12 protein-coding genes are annotated in these 16739 nt (G+C 36.8%); 8 read left to right on the plus strand and 4 right to left on the minus strand.

The annotated features are described in order from the left end of the window. Positions 1-166 precede the first annotated feature (166 nt). The 8 genes from A9G44_RS10065 to A9G44_RS10100 all read left to right on the plus strand — a co-directional run bounded on the left by A9G44_RS10065 (position 167) and on the right by A9G44_RS10100 (position 10235). Positions 167-2620: a DMSO/selenate family reductase complex A subunit gene (locus A9G44_RS10065; RefSeq protein WP_081298319.1), complete on the plus strand. Its 2454-nt coding sequence runs from the start codon at positions 167-169 to the stop codon at positions 2618-2620. A 21-nt stretch (positions 2621-2641) separates the two neighbouring features. After that, positions 2642-3256 carry a DMSO/selenate family reductase complex B subunit gene (locus A9G44_RS10070; RefSeq protein ID WP_065610817.1) on the plus strand — a complete coding sequence of 205 codons (615 nt, stop codon included), beginning with the start codon at positions 2642-2644 and terminating at the stop codon, positions 3254-3256. After that, positions 3253-4098: a dimethyl sulfoxide reductase anchor subunit family protein gene (locus tag A9G44_RS10075; protein ID WP_065610819.1), complete on the plus strand. Its 846-nt coding sequence runs from the start codon at positions 3253-3255 to the stop codon at positions 4096-4098. The genes A9G44_RS10070 and A9G44_RS10075 overlap by 4 nt, the downstream gene beginning before the upstream one ends. Before the next feature lie 300 nt (positions 4099-4398). Then, the gene (gene rpsL / locus A9G44_RS10080) at positions 4399-4773 is read left to right on the plus strand and encodes a 30S ribosomal protein S12 (RefSeq protein ID WP_034883792.1); all 375 of its coding nucleotides are present in this window, start codon (positions 4399-4401) and stop codon (positions 4771-4773) included. Positions 4774-4872: 99 nt separating this feature from the next. Further along, positions 4873-5343 (plus strand): 30S ribosomal protein S7, encoded by a 471-nt coding sequence (rpsG, locus tag A9G44_RS10085; RefSeq protein ID WP_034915550.1) that lies wholly within the window; start codon positions 4873-4875, stop codon positions 5341-5343. Positions 5344-5456: 113 nt separating this feature from the next. Further along, the gene (gene fusA / locus A9G44_RS10090) at positions 5457-7559 is read left to right on the plus strand and encodes an elongation factor G (RefSeq protein WP_065590403.1); all 2103 of its coding nucleotides are present in this window, start codon (positions 5457-5459) and stop codon (positions 7557-7559) included. Positions 7560-7627: 68 nt separating this feature from the next. After that, the gene (tuf, locus tag A9G44_RS10095) at positions 7628-8812 is read left to right on the plus strand and encodes an elongation factor Tu (RefSeq protein WP_065610821.1); all 1185 of its coding nucleotides are present in this window, start codon (positions 7628-7630) and stop codon (positions 8810-8812) included. A 460-nt stretch (positions 8813-9272) separates the two neighbouring features. Then, on the plus strand, positions 9273-10235 hold the full coding sequence (locus A9G44_RS10100) for an aldo/keto reductase (protein WP_065610823.1): 963 nt from the start codon (positions 9273-9275) through the stop codon (positions 10233-10235). A gap of 367 nt (positions 10236-10602) precedes the next feature. On the opposite strand, the gene gyrB is transcribed toward A9G44_RS10100, so the two are convergent. From gyrB to dnaA, 4 genes are read right to left on the minus strand one after another with little or no spacing between them, the layout of a single operon-like run. After that, positions 10603-13014 carry a DNA topoisomerase (ATP-hydrolyzing) subunit B gene (gene gyrB, locus A9G44_RS10105; RefSeq protein ID WP_065610825.1) on the minus strand — a complete coding sequence of 804 codons (2412 nt, stop codon included), beginning with the start codon at positions 13012-13014 and terminating at the stop codon, positions 10603-10605. 42 nt (positions 13015-13056) lie between these two features. After that, a complete protein-coding gene (recF, locus tag A9G44_RS10110; protein ID WP_065610827.1) occupies positions 13057-14130 on the minus strand; it encodes a DNA replication/repair protein RecF in 1074 nt (357 codons plus the stop codon). A 48-nt stretch (positions 14131-14178) separates the two neighbouring features. After that, positions 14179-15282 carry a DNA polymerase III subunit beta gene (dnaN, locus tag A9G44_RS10115; RefSeq protein ID WP_065610829.1) on the minus strand — a complete coding sequence of 368 codons (1104 nt, stop codon included), beginning with the start codon at positions 15280-15282 and terminating at the stop codon, positions 14179-14181. A gap of 14 nt (positions 15283-15296) precedes the next feature. Beyond that, on the minus strand, positions 15297-16655 hold the full coding sequence (gene dnaA / locus A9G44_RS10120; RefSeq protein ID WP_034914300.1) for a chromosomal replication initiator protein DnaA: 1359 nt from the start codon (positions 16653-16655) through the stop codon (positions 15297-15299). Positions 16656-16739: the final 84 nt, after the last annotated feature.

Raw genomic sequence — 16739 nt, forward strand, 5'->3', positions numbered from 1 at the left:
CCCGAAATCGCTTTATGGGATTTAATCTTATTATAATTCTAACAGCTATCTATTTAATCATCGTTTCATTCGATTCTTATTAATTTAAACAGTTTTCGTTTTTAGTTTGTTTATTTCTTTTTTAGTATTATTATCAACAAATCCCATATTTATATCAGGGAATAATGTGAGTAAACTACAAAATAAAATAACCCGACGTAATTTTTTACAAAAATCATTAACTATAGCAGGTGTATCTGTACTAACGAATAATATACAATTGCCTTTTGTCTATGCAGAGCCAAACACCAATGCTAGAAGTAAGATAATCCTTACTAATTCCACAGATGAAGAAAAGATTGTTTATAGTGCTTGTTTAGTAAACTGTGGTAGCCGTTGTCCTTTAAAAGTTCATGTCAAAAACGATATTATTACTAAAATATCATCAGAAGATGGGATTGATGATTCCGTTTTTGGCTTGCATCAAATTCGCCCTTGTCTTCGTGGTAGATCTGTTCGTTGGCGAACTTATGATCCTGAACGTTTAAAGTATCCTATGCTGCGCATTGGTAAACGTGGTGAAGGTAAATTTAAACGTATTTCATGGGATCAAGCCATTAGTCTACTAGCCAATAAACTTAAATATACCATTAATCAGTATGGCAATGAGGCAATTTATTACCAATATGGTTCAGGTACAACAGGAGCTAATCTTTCTGGGCGTAATGCATGTAAGCGTTTTTTAAGTACAATTGGTGGTTTTTTAAATTATCATGGCGATTATTCGAGTGGGCAGATTTCAGCTATTCGCCCTTATATTTTTGGTAATGCTAAGGATTCTTTACTTGATCAGATAAAGCATTCTGATTTAGTTGTGATGTTTGGACATAACATTGCCGAGACCCGAATGTCGGGTGGAGGGCAAGTTACAGAGCTTTTTCATGCATTAGAACAAAGTAATGCACGGGTGATTATAATTGATCCCCGTCGCAGCGAAAGTGTGGTGGCGTATAATGCTGAGTGGATCCCGATAATTCCCGGTACCGATGCTGCGTTAGTTGCTGCTATTGGCTATGCTTTACTTGAAGAAGATCGTATTGATGATGCAATGCTCAATCAATATTGTGTTGGTTGGAACACTGAGTCATTGCCTGACAGTGCACCACCTTTTAGTGATTTTAAATCTTATATTCTCGGATTGGGTAACGATAGAACGCCTAAAACACCAGAATGGGCAGCTAAAAAGACAGGTATTCCTGCGGAACAAATTCGTAAGCTAGCACTGGATATTGTTAACGCTAAAGCTGCATGGATTTCTCAAGGTTATGGTGTACAGCGCTGGCAAAATGGCGAACATACCGCACGTGCGATTATGATGCTACCTATTATTACAGGACAATTTGGTAAACCTGGTACCAATATTGGGACGTGGGGTGGGAGTGTTATTTATCCTATACCTAGTTTTAACCTTCCAAATCCTGTTAAAACCAGTATTCCTTTCTTTCTATGGACGAAGGCAATTGAAGATGGGCCAAGTATGACAGCTAGAAATTCTTATCTCAAAGGTAAGGAGAAGTTGGATGTAGGTATTAAATTTATCTGGAATTATGCTGGTAATGTAATTGGCAATCAACATTCAGATCTAAATCGTACTCACCAAATTTTACAAGATGAATCTAAATGTGAATTTATTCTTGTTTGGGATACGCATATGACTGCATCAGCCAAATATGCTGATTTATTGCTGCCTGATGTTTCATCAGTTGAAAATAATGATTTGATTAATAACTCTTATTCATCTGGTGCGTATAGTTATTTAATTCGTATGCAACGTACAATTAATCCGCTTTGGGAAAACCGTGCAGCTTATGATGTATTAACCGATCTTTCTGAAAAGCTAGGCGTAAAAGATAAATTTACTGAAGGTCGTTCTCAAGATGAATGGATAGAATATTGTTATGAGCAATTGCGAAAAAATGAACCTAATTTACCTCCTTTTGCTGATACCGATGGTATGGGAGTAATTGAGCGTAGGCTTGCCGATAGTGATAAACAAATTGGTTTAAAAGCTTTTAGAGATGATCCTATTAAAAACCCATTAAACACGCCGTCGGGAAAAATAGAAATCTATTCAGAGGCATTAGCTAATATTGCCAACAAATGGGAGCTTGATGCTGAAGATGTTCTGTACCCAATTCCAGCATATTTGCCTGCTATCGAAGGGAGCGAAGATAAACCAAAACGTAAAAAATACCCGTTGCAACTTATTGGATTTCATACTAAAGGGCAATGCCATTCCTCTTATAGTAATTTACCGCAATTGCGTGAAGCTGTTGCTAACAGCCTTTGGATTAATCCATTCGATGCCGAGCAAAGGCAGATTAAGCATGGGCAATTGGTTGAAGTTTATAACGATCGTGGTCGTTTGTATATTCCTGCTAAAGTCACACCACGTATATTACCAGGAGTGATTGCGATTCCGCAAGGAATGTGGGCAAAAACCAATTCTATAGGGATTGATATTGGCGGATGTATTAATCGGTTAACATCATTGCGCCCAACAGTACTAGCAAAATCGAATCCACAGCATACCAATCTGGTTGAAGTTAAACCATTATCGGTTGCAGGATTAACATCGTAAATTAAAGAGTGGATAATAAAAATGCAATATGGATTTTATATTGATTCTTCAAAATGTACCGGTTGCAAAACCTGCCAACTCAGTTGTAAAGACGAGAAAGACAATGCTTTAGGTGTTCATTTTCGCCGTGTTTATGAATATGGTGGAGGTACTTGGCAGTTGGTTGATGGTATGTGGCAAAACGATACCTTTGCCTATTATTTATCTATCTCGTGTAATCATTGTGAAGAACCAACTTGTGTACAAGGTTGCCCAACAGGTGCGATGCATAAACGAAAGCAAGATGGTTTAGTGGTTGTTAATCAAGATGTTTGTATTGGTTGTCGATATTGCGAAATGCGTTGTCCTTATGGAGCACCGCAATTTGATCATCAAAAGAAAGTCATGTCAAAATGTGATGGCTGTTATGAACGTGTAACCGAAGGTTTAAAACCAGTATGCGTTGAATCTTGCCCTCAGCGTGCGTTAGATTTTGACGAAATTGAAAAACTACGTCACCGTTATGGTGATGAATGCAATATTGCACCACTACCAAGTTCACAGCTGACTAAACCTAATATTGTGATAAAACCACATGCACATGCCAAAGCATCTGGTGATACCTTAGGTAAAGTTCTTAATCCTGAGGAGTTATGAGTTATATGCATGAATTACCATTAGTATTTTTTACGGTACTCGGTCAATTATCTGCTGGGATGGTATTGATTGGTGGCATATCATCTTTAAGCCATTATTCATACAGTTTAATTAAGATAAATACAATGAATATGGCAGCTCTGATTGTAATGGCTGTTGCAATGCTTATTGCTTCGCTACATTTAGGTCATCCTTTTCGGGCTCTTAATGTTATTTGGGGTATTGGTCGTTCGCCGATGAGCAATGAGATTTTTTCCTTTGGTCTCTTGTTTGGAATAACATTAGTATGTGTATTACTAACTTATTTTTCTTATCATAATGATGGTAAAAAATGGCTATTGGTCAACTCACTTTGTCAACGTATATATCAAATCCCCAATTTTTCTAAAATATTATCTTTATTGCTGATCTTTTTTAGTTTAATTTTTGTTTGGATGATTGCTCTTACTTATATGCTGCCAACGGTTAAAACCTGGAATACCTATTACACAGCCATTCAGATGTATACCTCTATGCTAGTGTTAGGAGGAATTGTTGCAATAGTTTTTGGGATATATCGAATTGGCATAATTTCTTTCTTTACTGGTGTAATATCGATTCTGTTATTAAAAATTCCTTATATTAATTTAATGACCTCAGTATCACCTGAACTTACCTCAAAACAATATATTTGGATGCTAATTCAATGCCTATTATTAGTACTTGCACTTGTTTTAGTTATTGTAAATATTTATCGATCTAAGCAATCAACAATAATTTACTCTATTGCTTTTATTATTGTTTTAGTTGCCGAGTTATGTGGGAGAATTGCGTTTTATAATTTATGGACTATTCAAATGTAAAATTAATAACATTTTAATGTTTTTAATAACAATAAAAACACACTATACAATAGGGACTATTGATCTTTTAACAAAAAATAAACAGATATACTAGTGTCTTTCTATAAAATAACGACTATCCTCTATAAATAATTAATACCAAGATCAAGCACTTATTGATAGCAAAAACTTGACATTATCTCCCCTGGGGTCTAGAATCTTGCGACCCAAAACTTATACACATAGGTTTTGGTCTACAGTTATTAATTACGTATCTAAAAAGCAATTTTAAATTTATTTTAATTAATCAGGAGCTTATTAATGGCAACAATTAATCAGCTGGTACGCAAACCAAGAGCACTAAAGGAAGCAAAAAGCAACGTTCCTGCCCTTGAAGCATGCCCGCAAAAACGCGGTGTTTGTACTCGTGTTTACACAACTACACCGAAAAAACCAAACTCAGCATTACGTAAAGTATGTCGTGTACGTTTAACCAACGGTTTTGAAGTTACTTCTTATATCGGTGGTGAAGGTCATAACCTACAAGAACATAGTGTAATTTTAATCCGTGGTGGTCGTGTTAAAGACTTACCAGGTGTTCGTTACCACACTGTTCGCGGCGCATTAGACTGCGCAGGTGTTAAAGATCGTAAACAAAGCCGTTCAAAATACGGTGTTAAACGACCTAAAGCTTAATGGAACTCCGTTAAGTAAGGCCAAACTATATAATTCCATTTAACTCATTTGAGTTTTGGGTAAACCTGAAAATTTATAACATATAAACGGAGTATTCCAATGCCACGTCGTCATGTTGTCGGTCAAAGAAAAATTCTTCCTGATCCGAAGTTCGGTTCAGAGTTACTGGCGAAATTTGTAAATATTTTAATGATAGATGGTAAAAAATCTATCGCAGAATCAATCGTATATTCAGCTCTTGATAAATTAGCTGAGCGTAGTGGAAAAGACCACTTAGCAGCTTTTGAAGTTGCATTAGATAACGTAAGACCAACTGTAGAAGTTAAGTCACGTCGCGTTGGTGGTTCTACATACCAAGTTCCTGTTGAAGTGCGTCCAGTTCGTCGTAATGCACTTGCAATGCGTTGGATTGTAGATGCTGCACGTAAACGTGGCGACAAATCAATGGCTTTACGCCTAGCGAATGAACTTATGGATGCTTTTGAAAACAAAGGTACCGCTGTGAAAAAACGCGAAGATGTTCATCGTATGGCTGAAGCTAATAGAGCGTTTGCACACTATCGTTGGTAATATTCGCACTTATAATTGTATAAGTGACTTGAATTTGGACTGATAGCCCTTATCTGCTATCGGTCACCAAAATGATGTTTTATTAAGCAAACGATTCTAAACAGAGGATTAATATGGCTCGTACAACCCCTATAGCACGCTACCGTAACATCGGTATCAGTGCACATATTGACGCAGGTAAAACAACAACGACTGAACGTATTTTGTTTTATACTGGCGTTAGTCACAAAATTGGTGAAGTTCATGATGGTGCAGCTACCATGGACTGGATGGAACAAGAACAAGAACGTGGTATTACTATCACATCTGCAGCAACAACAGCTTTCTGGTCTGGCATGGGTCAACAATTTGAACCACACCGTATCAACATCATCGACACCCCTGGACACGTTGACTTTACAATCGAAGTTGAACGTTCTATGCGTGTTCTTGATGGTGCAGTAATGGTTTACTGTGCGGTTGGTGGTGTGCAACCTCAATCAGAAACTGTATGGCGTCAAGCAAACAAATATAAAGTTCCACGTATTGCATTTGTCAACAAAATGGACCGTATGGGAGCTAACTTCTTACGTGTTGTTGATCAAATCAAAACTCGTTTAGCAGCGGTTCCAGTTCCTTTAGTTTTACCAATCGGTGCTGAAGAAGGATTTACTGGTGTTGTTGATTTACTTAAACGTAAAGCAATTAACTGGAATGATGCTGATCAAGGTGTAACATTTACTTATGAAGATGTGCCAGCTGACATGGTTGACCAGGTTGAAGAATGGCGTTCTTTCTTAATAGAAACTGCAGCTGAAGCAAGTGAAGAGTTGATGGAAAAATACCTTGGTGGTGAAGAGTTAACTGAGCAAGAAGTGAAAGCCGCATTGCGTGAGCGCGTACTTGCCAACGAAATCATCTTAGTAACTTGTGGTAGTGCCTTTAAAAACAAAGGTGTGCAATTCATGCTTGATGCTGTTATTGAATACTTACCAGCGCCAACTGATGTGCCAGCAATCAAAGGTGAATTACCAAATGGTGAAGCTGCTGAACGTCACTCAAGTGATGATGAACCATTCTCATCATTAGCGTTCAAAATTGCAACAGACCCATTTGTTGGTAACTTAACATTCTTCCGTGTTTACTCTGGTGTTGTTAACTCTGGTGATACTGTTCTTAACTCTGTAAAAGATAAGAAAGAACGTTTTGGTCGTATCGTTCAGATGCATGCTAACAAACGTGAAGAAATTAAAGAAGTTCGCGCAGGCGATATTGCTGCTGCAATTGGTCTTAAAGATGTCACAACAGGGGATACTCTTTGTGCTGAAAGTGCACCAATTATTCTTGAAAGAATGGAATTCCCTGAACCAGTGATTTCGGTTGCTGTTGAACCAAAAACTAAAGCTGACCAAGAAAAAATGGGCCTTGCTTTAGGTCGACTAGCACAAGAAGACCCTTCATTCCGTGTTCACACTGATGAAGAATCTGGTCAAACTATTATTTCTGGTATGGGTGAACTTCACTTAGAAATCATCGTTGACCGTATGAAACGTGAATTTAAAGTGGAAGCAAATGTTGGTAAACCACAAGTTGCTTACCGTGAGACAATTCGCAATGAAGTAGAACAAGAAGGTAAATTTGTTCGTCAGTCTGGTGGTCGTGGTCAATACGGTCATGTATGGTTAAAAATCAAACCATTGGAAGCTGGTGGCGAAGGCTACAAATTCAACAACGAAATCGTTGGTGGTGTGGTTCCTAAAGAATACATCCCTGCGGTTGATAAAGGCTGTCAAGAACAAATGAAAAACGGTGTTCTTGCTGGTTACCCAATTGTTGATGTCGAAGTCACTATCTTTGATGGTTCTTACCATGATGTTGACTCATCAGAAATGGCATTTAAAATTGCTGGTTCAATGGCATTTAAAGATGGCTTCATGAAAGCTAAACCTGTGCTTTTAGAACCAATTATGAAAGTCGAAGTTGAAACTCCAGAAGATTATATGGGTGATGTTATCGGTGACTTAAACCGTCGTCGTGGTATGATCGAAGGAATGGAAGATACTGCAACAGGTAAAACTGTTAAAGCACAAGTTCCACTTTCAGAAATGTTTGGTTATGCAACAGACCTTCGTTCACAAACTCAAGGTCGTGCTTCTTACTCAATGGAGTTCTTGAAGTACAATGAAGCACCAACAAATATTGCAACCGCAATTATTGAAGCTCGTAAAGCGAAATAATTTTATCTAAATAAAGTAACACTTCCCTTAATCACTTAAGGGAAGTGATTTAATAAAGGAACATTAAGATGTCTAAAGAAAAATTTGAACGTACAAAACCCCATCTAAACGTTGGTACAATCGGCCACGTTGACCACGGTAAAACAACTTTAACTGCTGCAATTACTTCTGTACTTGCTAAAAAATACGGCGGTCAAGCTCGTGCATTCGATCAAATCGATAACGCACCAGAAGAAAAAGCACGTGGTATCACCATCAACACTTCACACGTTGAATACGATACACCAACTCGTCACTACGCACACGTAGACTGCCCAGGCCATGCTGACTATGTTAAAAACATGATCACTGGTGCTGCACAAATGGACGGTGCTATCTTAGTAGTAGCAGCAACAGATGGTCCTATGCCACAAACTCGTGAACACATCCTTTTAGGTCGTCAAGTAGGTGTTCCTTACATCATCGTATTCTTAAATAAATGTGATATGGTTGATGACGAAGAATTATTAGAATTAGTTGAAATGGAAGTACGTGAACTTCTATCTCAATATGATTTTCCAGGTGATGATACTCCAGTAATTCGTGGTTCTGCGCTTAAAGCGTTAGAAGGCGATGCAGCATGGGAAGACAAAATTGTTGAATTAGCAGAAGCATTAGATAGCTACATTCCAGAGCCAGAACGTGATATCGACAAACCATTCCTATTACCAATTGAAGACGTATTCTCAATTTCAGGACGTGGTACAGTAGTGACTGGTCGTGTTGAACGCGGTGTAATCAAAGTTGGGGAAGAAGTTGAAATTGTTGGTATCAAGCCAACCACTAAAACAACTTGTACTGGTGTTGAAATGTTCCGTAAATTACTTGACGAAGGCCGTGCAGGTGAAAACGTTGGTGTATTACTACGTGGTACAAAACGTGAAGAAATTGAACGTGGTCAAGTACTTGCAAAACCAGGTTCAATCACACCACATACTGATTTTGAATCAGAAGTGTATATCTTAAGCAAAGATGAAGGTGGTCGTCACACTCCATTCTTCAAAGGTTACCGTCCACAGTTCTACTTCCGTACAACTGACGTAACTGGTACTATCGAATTACCAGAAGGTGTAGAAATGGTAATGCCTGGAGATAACATCAAAATGACAGTATCATTAATTCACCCAATCGCAATGGCAGACGGCTTACGTTTTGCGATTCGTGAAGGTGGTCGTACTGTTGGTGCGGGTGTTGTTGCTAAAGTTATTAAGTAATCAAACTTACCGTAATAAAGAGCAACTATTGATGCTCTTTATAATCAGTAAAAAAGGTGCATTTAGGTGTGCCTTTTTTATTTTTTAATCAATAATTTCATATATACTTAAAGTTAACTAACCGCAGTAACCTTATATTTTCTACAGCATTATAAAACGTCAAGCCTCGAACATATTTCCGTTAAAAGAAAGCCTTTAGCCAATTATTCTAAATGTCTATTAATACTTTTACTAATTTATCTAGCATGTTTTTAGTACATCATTGATATTAAAAATAAATTTCACTATTTACAGTTATACATAAGGTTGTTATTAGTGAATTTAATTCATGATACTATCAATTAGAAACTTATTTATTTCAATAAATATAAGGGTTAGAATAATTTATCGAAAATATATTATTCGCTTATTGTTAGAAGGATAAAGTTTATTCAAATTAATTTTTACAAGGGAGGATTTTATGGAATATTTACAACTTGGCAACTCTGAGATTAAAGTGTCTCGTCTTTGTTTAGGATGTATGAGTTTTGGTGATCCTGCCAGTAAAATGCATGCATGGACACTTAATCCCGATCAAAGCGAAACAATTATTAAACATGCACTAGATTTAGGAATTAATTTTATTGACACTTCCAACACTTATTCTGCCGGTACAAGCGAAGAATATTTAGGACGGGCAATCAAAAAAAATATCGCTCGCGACAAAGTCATATTGGCAACAAAAGTCTATTTTAACGAAGGACACCTATCAAAAACCGCAATTGAAAGGGAAATAGACGGATCGCTTAAACGACTTGGCACTGACTATGTTGATTTATACATCATTCATCGCTTTGACGATACAACACCAATGGAAGAAACAATGCAAGCTTTACACAATCTTGTCAAGGCAGGAAAAGTCAGAGCTTTAGGAGCTTCGGCTATGTATGGATACCAATTTTATAACATGCAACTTGTGGCAAAGCAAAATGGTTGGACGCCTTTTATTTCTATGCAAAATCACTACAATTTACTTTACCGTGAAGATGAACGCGAGCTTATCCCTATCTGCCAACAATTCAATGTCTCTTTAACACCATATAGCCCTTTAGCTGCAGGCAGGCTTGCTCGCCTAGCATGGAAAACCAACACCTTACGCAGCCAAACCGATCAAGTCGCCAAGTCTAAATATGATGGCACGCAAAAAGCTGATGTCAGTATTGTGCAAAGAGTTAATGAACTTGCACAAAAATATGAAGTAACCATGACACAAATAGCATTAGCTTGGCAATTTGCTAAAGGAGTCACTTCACCAATTATTGGTGCAACTAAAACCAATTATCTCGATGATGCTGTTGGATCACTTAAAGTATTTTTATCGGAGGAAGATATTGAATATTTAGAAGAACAATACATACCACATCGTATTGTTGGGGCGCTTTAATTTGTGAAATAAGATGATTACGAAGAAGTTAGCAAACTTTTTAGCCATTTGATGAAATAAATAGCAGTATGATTTTGGGGGAATTTGTCCCTCCCTAATGTAGTAGTTAAGTTTTCTGACACAGCTAATTAGTTTTATTCCAACAATAAAAGAGAATATACCCATTCTCTATTTAACGTATCAAGCAAGCATTTAAAAATAACCGCAATCACAGAGTCGCTGGAGTTGTTTTTTTAGCATAGAAGAATTCCTCTTATAATGGACTCCTCTCTATTAGATCAAAGAACTCGCCAAAAAGCGAGTTCATTGTCATCAATCTGAAACCAGACATTATGTCTGATTTTTTTACTTTTTATCACGATAATATTTAAAAATCTAAATTCGCCGCTTTAAGGGCATTTTCTTCAATAAATAGTCGGCGTGGCTCAACTTCATCACCCATTAATGTGGTAAATAATTGATCCGCTTCAATTGCATCTTTTATGGTGACTTGCAACATGCGACGACTGGTTGGATCCATTGTGGTTTCCCATAACTGTTCTGGGTTCATTTCACCTAGTCCTTTATAACGCTGAATAGTTAATCCACGACGTGATTCTTTAATTAACCAATCAACAGCTTCATCAAAAGATTCTACGGGTTGTTTGCGTTCTCCTCGTTGAATAAAGGCGCTGTCTTCAAGTAGATCTTTTAATTGTGTACCAAGGTGGCAGATATTACGGTATTCATTACTATGGATGAAAACTTGATCTAATGGATAATTAGTATCTACACCATGAGTTTTTACTTTAATGATTGGCACATATAGCTGTGCTTTTTCATTATATTCAGCTGAATAAAGGTAACTGCTACCATGTTGTTCTTTATTTGATAGTTTTTCAACAAGGGTTTTTGCCCAATTTTCGGCCTGTTGTTGGTTTTGTAAAATACTTTCGTTTAATACATCATGATAAACCAATTCCGATAACAACGCTTTTGGATAGCGACGTTCCATTTTTGTAATAAGTTTTTCGACTTTTTGATATTCATCAATTAGTCTTTCTAATGCTTCGCCTGCAAGTGCAGGTGCATGGTCATTGACATGTAACGATGCATCTTCAAGCGCTAAGGCAATTTGAAATTGCGTCATTGCCACATCATCTTTGATATATTGTTCTTGTTTTCCTTTTTTGACTTTGTATAAAGGTGGTTGTGCAATATAAACATAACCTCGCTCAATGATTTCTGGCATTTGTCGGTAGAAGAATGTTAATAATAACGTTCGAATATGCGAGCCATCAACGTCGGCATCGGTCATGATAATAATGCTGTGGTAACGCATTTTGTCTGGGTTATATTCATCACGGCCAATTCCACAACCTAATGCGGTAATTAGTGTTCCGACTTCTTGAGATGAGAGCATTTTGTCAAAACGGGCTTTTTCGACATTTAAAATTTTACCTTTAAGCGGTAAGATTGCTTGATTTTTGCGGTTGCGGCCCTGTTTTGCTGAGCCCCCCGCAGAGTCTCCTTCCACTAAGTATAATTCAGATAAAGCTGGGTCTTTTTCTTGGCAATCAGCAAGTTTACCTGGTAATCCGCCTAAGTCTAAGGCGCCTTTTCGACGTGTCATTTCGCGCGCTTTACGGGCGGCTTCTCGTGCTCTTGCGGCATCGATGATTTTTCCGACGACAATTTTGGCATCACTTGGGTTTTCAAGTAGATATTCTGTTAACTTTTCGCCCATTACGGATTCAACGGCAGATTTTACTTCTGATGATACCAATTTGTCTTTGGTTTGTGATGAGAATTTAGGGTCAGGCACTTTAACTGATACTACCGCAATTAAACCTTCACGAGCATCATCACCTGTGGCGCTGATTTTGGCTTTTTTGCTGTATCCTTCAGCTTCCATATAGTTGTTTAATGTGCGCGTCATTGCTCCACGGAAACCCGCCAAGTGAGTACCGCCATCTCGTTGCGGAATGTTGTTAGTAAAGCAATAGATGTTTTCTTGGTAACCATCGTTCCATTGTAGTGCTACTTCAACACCAATACCGTCTTTTTCTGTGCTGAAGTAAAATATTTTAGGATGAATAGGGTTTTTATTTTTGTTTAAGTATTCAACAAATGCTTGAATGCCACCTTCGTAATGGTAATGTTCATTTTTGCCTGTGCGCTCATCAAGTAATCTTATTGATACGCCTGAGTTTAAGAATGATAATTCTCGTAGTCGTTTTGCTAATATTTCGTAGACAAATTCAATATTAGTAAATGTTTCCGGGCTTGGCCAGAAGCGTACATAGGTGCCAGATTCAGATGTTTCGCCAATTATTTTTAGGGGAGCTTGCGGGACACCTAAGTTATAAACTTGTTGGTGGATTTTTCCATCACGATAAATAACTAATTCTAATTTATCTGATAAGGCGTTAACAACTGAAACACCTACACCATGCAAACCACCAGATACTTTGTAAGAATTATCATCAAATTTACCGCCAGCATGCAATACGGTCATGATAACTTCTGCTGCTGAAATACCTTCTTCTTCATGAATACCTGTTGGAATACCGCGACCATCGTCACGTACAGAAACAGAGTTATCAGGGTGGATTGTTACTTCAATATGGTGACAATATCCAGCTAATGCTTCATCTATGGCATTATCAACAACTTCAAAAACCATATGGTGAAGTCCTGTACCATCATCAGTATCACCAATATACATACCTGGACGTTTACGGACAGCATCAAGCCCTTTGAGTACTTTAATGCTAGAAGAATCATAAGAATTGGACATGGATTTCTCGACTTTTTTGATTGTTTATATCGTTCTGTATATTTACGAAATTATACCAGATCTTATGTGAAAAATCTTATCATTTTCATCGATCATATGGGTAATTTGCGATTGGTTAACTGCAGTTATGAATACTTGTGAATTAGCTTGTTTTAAACGTTTGGCTAATAATTCGCGTTTATTGTTATCTAATTCAGATGCAAAATCATCAAGTAGGTAGATACAAGCTTGGGTATTTTGCTTAGAGTAATATTCACCTTGAGATAAACGTAATGCGCACATTAATAATTTTAATTGACCACGTGATAACAGATCTTCAACTGGAATGTTATCAACACGTAATCGAATATCTGCTTTATGTGGTCCAGCTGATGTGTAGTTAAGGAGTTTGTCTCGTTCATACTGTTTGCGTAATATTTCAGCATAATCAGTACCATGCTCCCAACCTTGGTAATATTGGCAATTAAGTTGGTATTCGGGTAAAAAATCATGGCAAGTTTGTATAATTTCAGGAAAAATATGTTGTGAGTAGTTTTCTCTAATGTGGCTAATTTTTTCAGCGATGGGCGCAAGTTCTTTGTCCCAAGGTAATAATTGATTATAGTTATGGGATTGCTTTAATAATGCATTGCGTTGTTTAAATAAACGCTTTAAATTATTCCATAAATGAACAAATTCAGGGTGGTGATGAAAACATCCCCAATCAATAAATGCTCGGCGATATTTAGGTCCACCAGTCAATAAATCAAATCCTTCAGGTGTGATTAGTTGAATGGGTAATAATTTGGCTAAATCGGTTAATCGATAACCTTCATCTCCATCTATTCTGATTTTATTATCATTATTACGCGATTTAGCAAGCCCAATTGAGTGATTTTGTTGATTGGCTGTGTTTAGTTCGCTGAATAATACTAGTTCTGGCTGTTCGTGTTGAATAATTCGATTAGATTGAGTATGTCTAAATGCACGACCATGACCAAGCATATAAATAGCTTCAAGTAAGCTCGTTTTTCCACTCCCGTTATCGCCAACAATGAAGTTGAAATGTGGCGATAAAGATAACTGTGCATAACTAATATTACGAAAATGATGAACTTTAATTTTTGAAAGAGTCATATGCTTTAAATTATTCCGGACGAAGCCGGAATATTAAGTAAGATTGGATTATAAGCGCATTGGCATAACAACATAAGTTGCTGTTTGATTATTAATATCTTCTATTTGTACACTTGATGTTGCATCGGTTAATAATAGTTGTACGCTATCACATTTCAATGTATTTAATATATCAAGTAGATAGGTTACATTGAAGCCAATCTCAAGCTCTGCGGATTCATATTTTACGTCAATAACTTCTTCTGCTTCTTCTTGTTCTGGGTTGTTTGCTGTAATCTTTATTTGATTGTTATGGACATAAAGTCGAATACCACGAAATTTTTCATTAGATAAGATCGCAACTCTTGATAGGGCGTTTCTAAGTTCTTCGCAAGATACTTCAAGTGGTTTATCTGGGTTGCGTGGTAATACTCGTTTGTAGTCAGGGAATCTTCCATCAATGAGTTTTGATGTGAAAGTGAAATCACCAAGATTAACCCGTAAGTTATTATTACCAATTTGCATATTGATTAATTCTTCGTTATCACTAACCAGTTTTGCAAGCTCTAGTACCCCTTTTCTTGGTAAAATGACAGAATGATTAGTTTTAGTATCTTGTTCAATAGGTTGTGCGCATAAAGCTAATCGATGTCCATCTGTTGCAACTGATTTTAGTAAACCATCTTCAATTTCAAATAACATGCCATTTAGGTAATATCTTACGTCTTGATTCGCCATTGAAAATTGTACTGCATCAATAAGGCGTTTAATGGTTTTTTGTGGAACTGAAAGTTCAACATCACTTTGCCAATTTTCTAAATTTGGAAAATCGGTAGCTGGTAGTGTTGATAATGAAAATTTACTACGTCCTGATTGAATCATCAATCGGTTATCGTCAACGCTTATCGAAATTTTGGCATCATTAGGTAAGTTTCGGCAGATATCAAGAAACTTTCTTGCTGGCACGGTTGTTGCGCCAGGTTCACTTGGTTCAATTAATGGTAGATGAGATATCATCTCTATTTCAAGATCAGTTCCTGTCATCGATAGCGTGTTATCACTCACTTGTAATAATAAATTCCCCAAAATTGGTAGTGTAGGGCGACTACTTAATGGTGCACTTACAAGTTGTAATGGCTTTATTAGTTTTTCACGATCTATAATAAATTTCATAGTATTGATTCTTTTTAAGTTGATAATGTTCGAATTAAATTGGAGTAATCTTCTTTAATGTTATTACTTTCTTCTTTTAACTCTGCGATCTTTCTACATGCATGTAATACAGTCGTGTGATCTCTTCCACCAAAGCCGTCACCGATTTCAGGTAGGCTTTTATTTGTGAGCTCTTTGGCAAGCGCCATTGCTACTTGCCGTGGTCTTGCCACAGAACGAGAACGACGTTTAGAAAGTAAATCTGATACTTTAATTTTATAATATTCGGCAACTGTCTTTTGTATATTTTCAATGGTGACAAGTTTTTCTTGTAAAGCGAGTAAATCTTTTAAGGCATCTTTAACAAAATCAATGGTAATGGCCTTACCAGTAAAATTAGCATTAGCGATAACCCGATTAAGAGCACCTTCTAATTCACGAACATTAGAGCGTAATCGTTTAGCAATAAAAAAAGCGACTTCTTCAGGTAATTTAATATGATTTTCCTCGGCTTTTTTCATTAAAATTGCAACCCGTGTTTCTAGTTCAGGTGGCTCAATTGCAATGGTTAGTCCCCAACCAAAACGTGATTTTAGTCGGTCTTCAACGCCATTAATTTCTTTAGGATAGCGATCTGACGTTAAAATAATTTGCTGATTACCCTCTAATAAAGAGTTAAAGGTGTGGAAAAATTCTTCTTGAGATCGCTCTTTATTTGCAAAAAACTGAATGTCATCGATAAGTAAAGCATCAACAGAACGGTAGTAATTTTTAAATTCTTCGATAGCGTTATTTTGTAGTGCTTTGACCATGTCTTGCACAAAGCGCTCGGAATGCATGTAAACAACTTTGGCGTTGGCTTTTTTTGCCATTATTTGATTGCCAACTGCATGTAATAAATGCGTTTTACCTAAACCGGTGGAACCATATAAGAATAGTGGATTATAAGCTTTTCCTGGATTTTCAGCTACTTGTTTTGCAGCCGCAACAGCAAGTTGGTTTGATTTACCCTCAACAAAACTATTAAAAGTGTGCTTATGGTTAATACCTGAATGATACACATGATTATTATTGGTTTCTTTTGTTGTTTTCCATGCAGGAACAACCTCTGCTTTCTTTTGGTTATTTTGTTCTTTTTTATCTGCGGATACGGTTGAACCAACCTCAAGAAATAATTTTAGAGAATCGTCATTAATTAGTTTATTTAATAGTTGAGAAATAGTAGTTAAATATTTATTTCTTACCCAATCTAGGACAAATCTATTGGGCGCATAGATATAGAGTTTATTATCAACCATTTCCGCTTGCAACGGGCGAATCCATAAGTTGAATTCTGTTGTGGGGATTTCTTCTTGTAATTGAGAAAGGCAATCTTGCCAAATAGCGGTAGGCACGGCAACTCCTTTAACTTTGCTTACTAACAATATCGTGAAGTATTATAATCTTTTTTGTGGATAATTTGTAGATCTAAGGTAATA

Source organism: Gilliamella sp. Occ4-3 (assembly GCF_001690675.1).
GTDB classification, from domain to species: Bacteria; Pseudomonadota; Gammaproteobacteria; order Enterobacterales; family Orbaceae; genus Gilliamella; species Gilliamella bombi.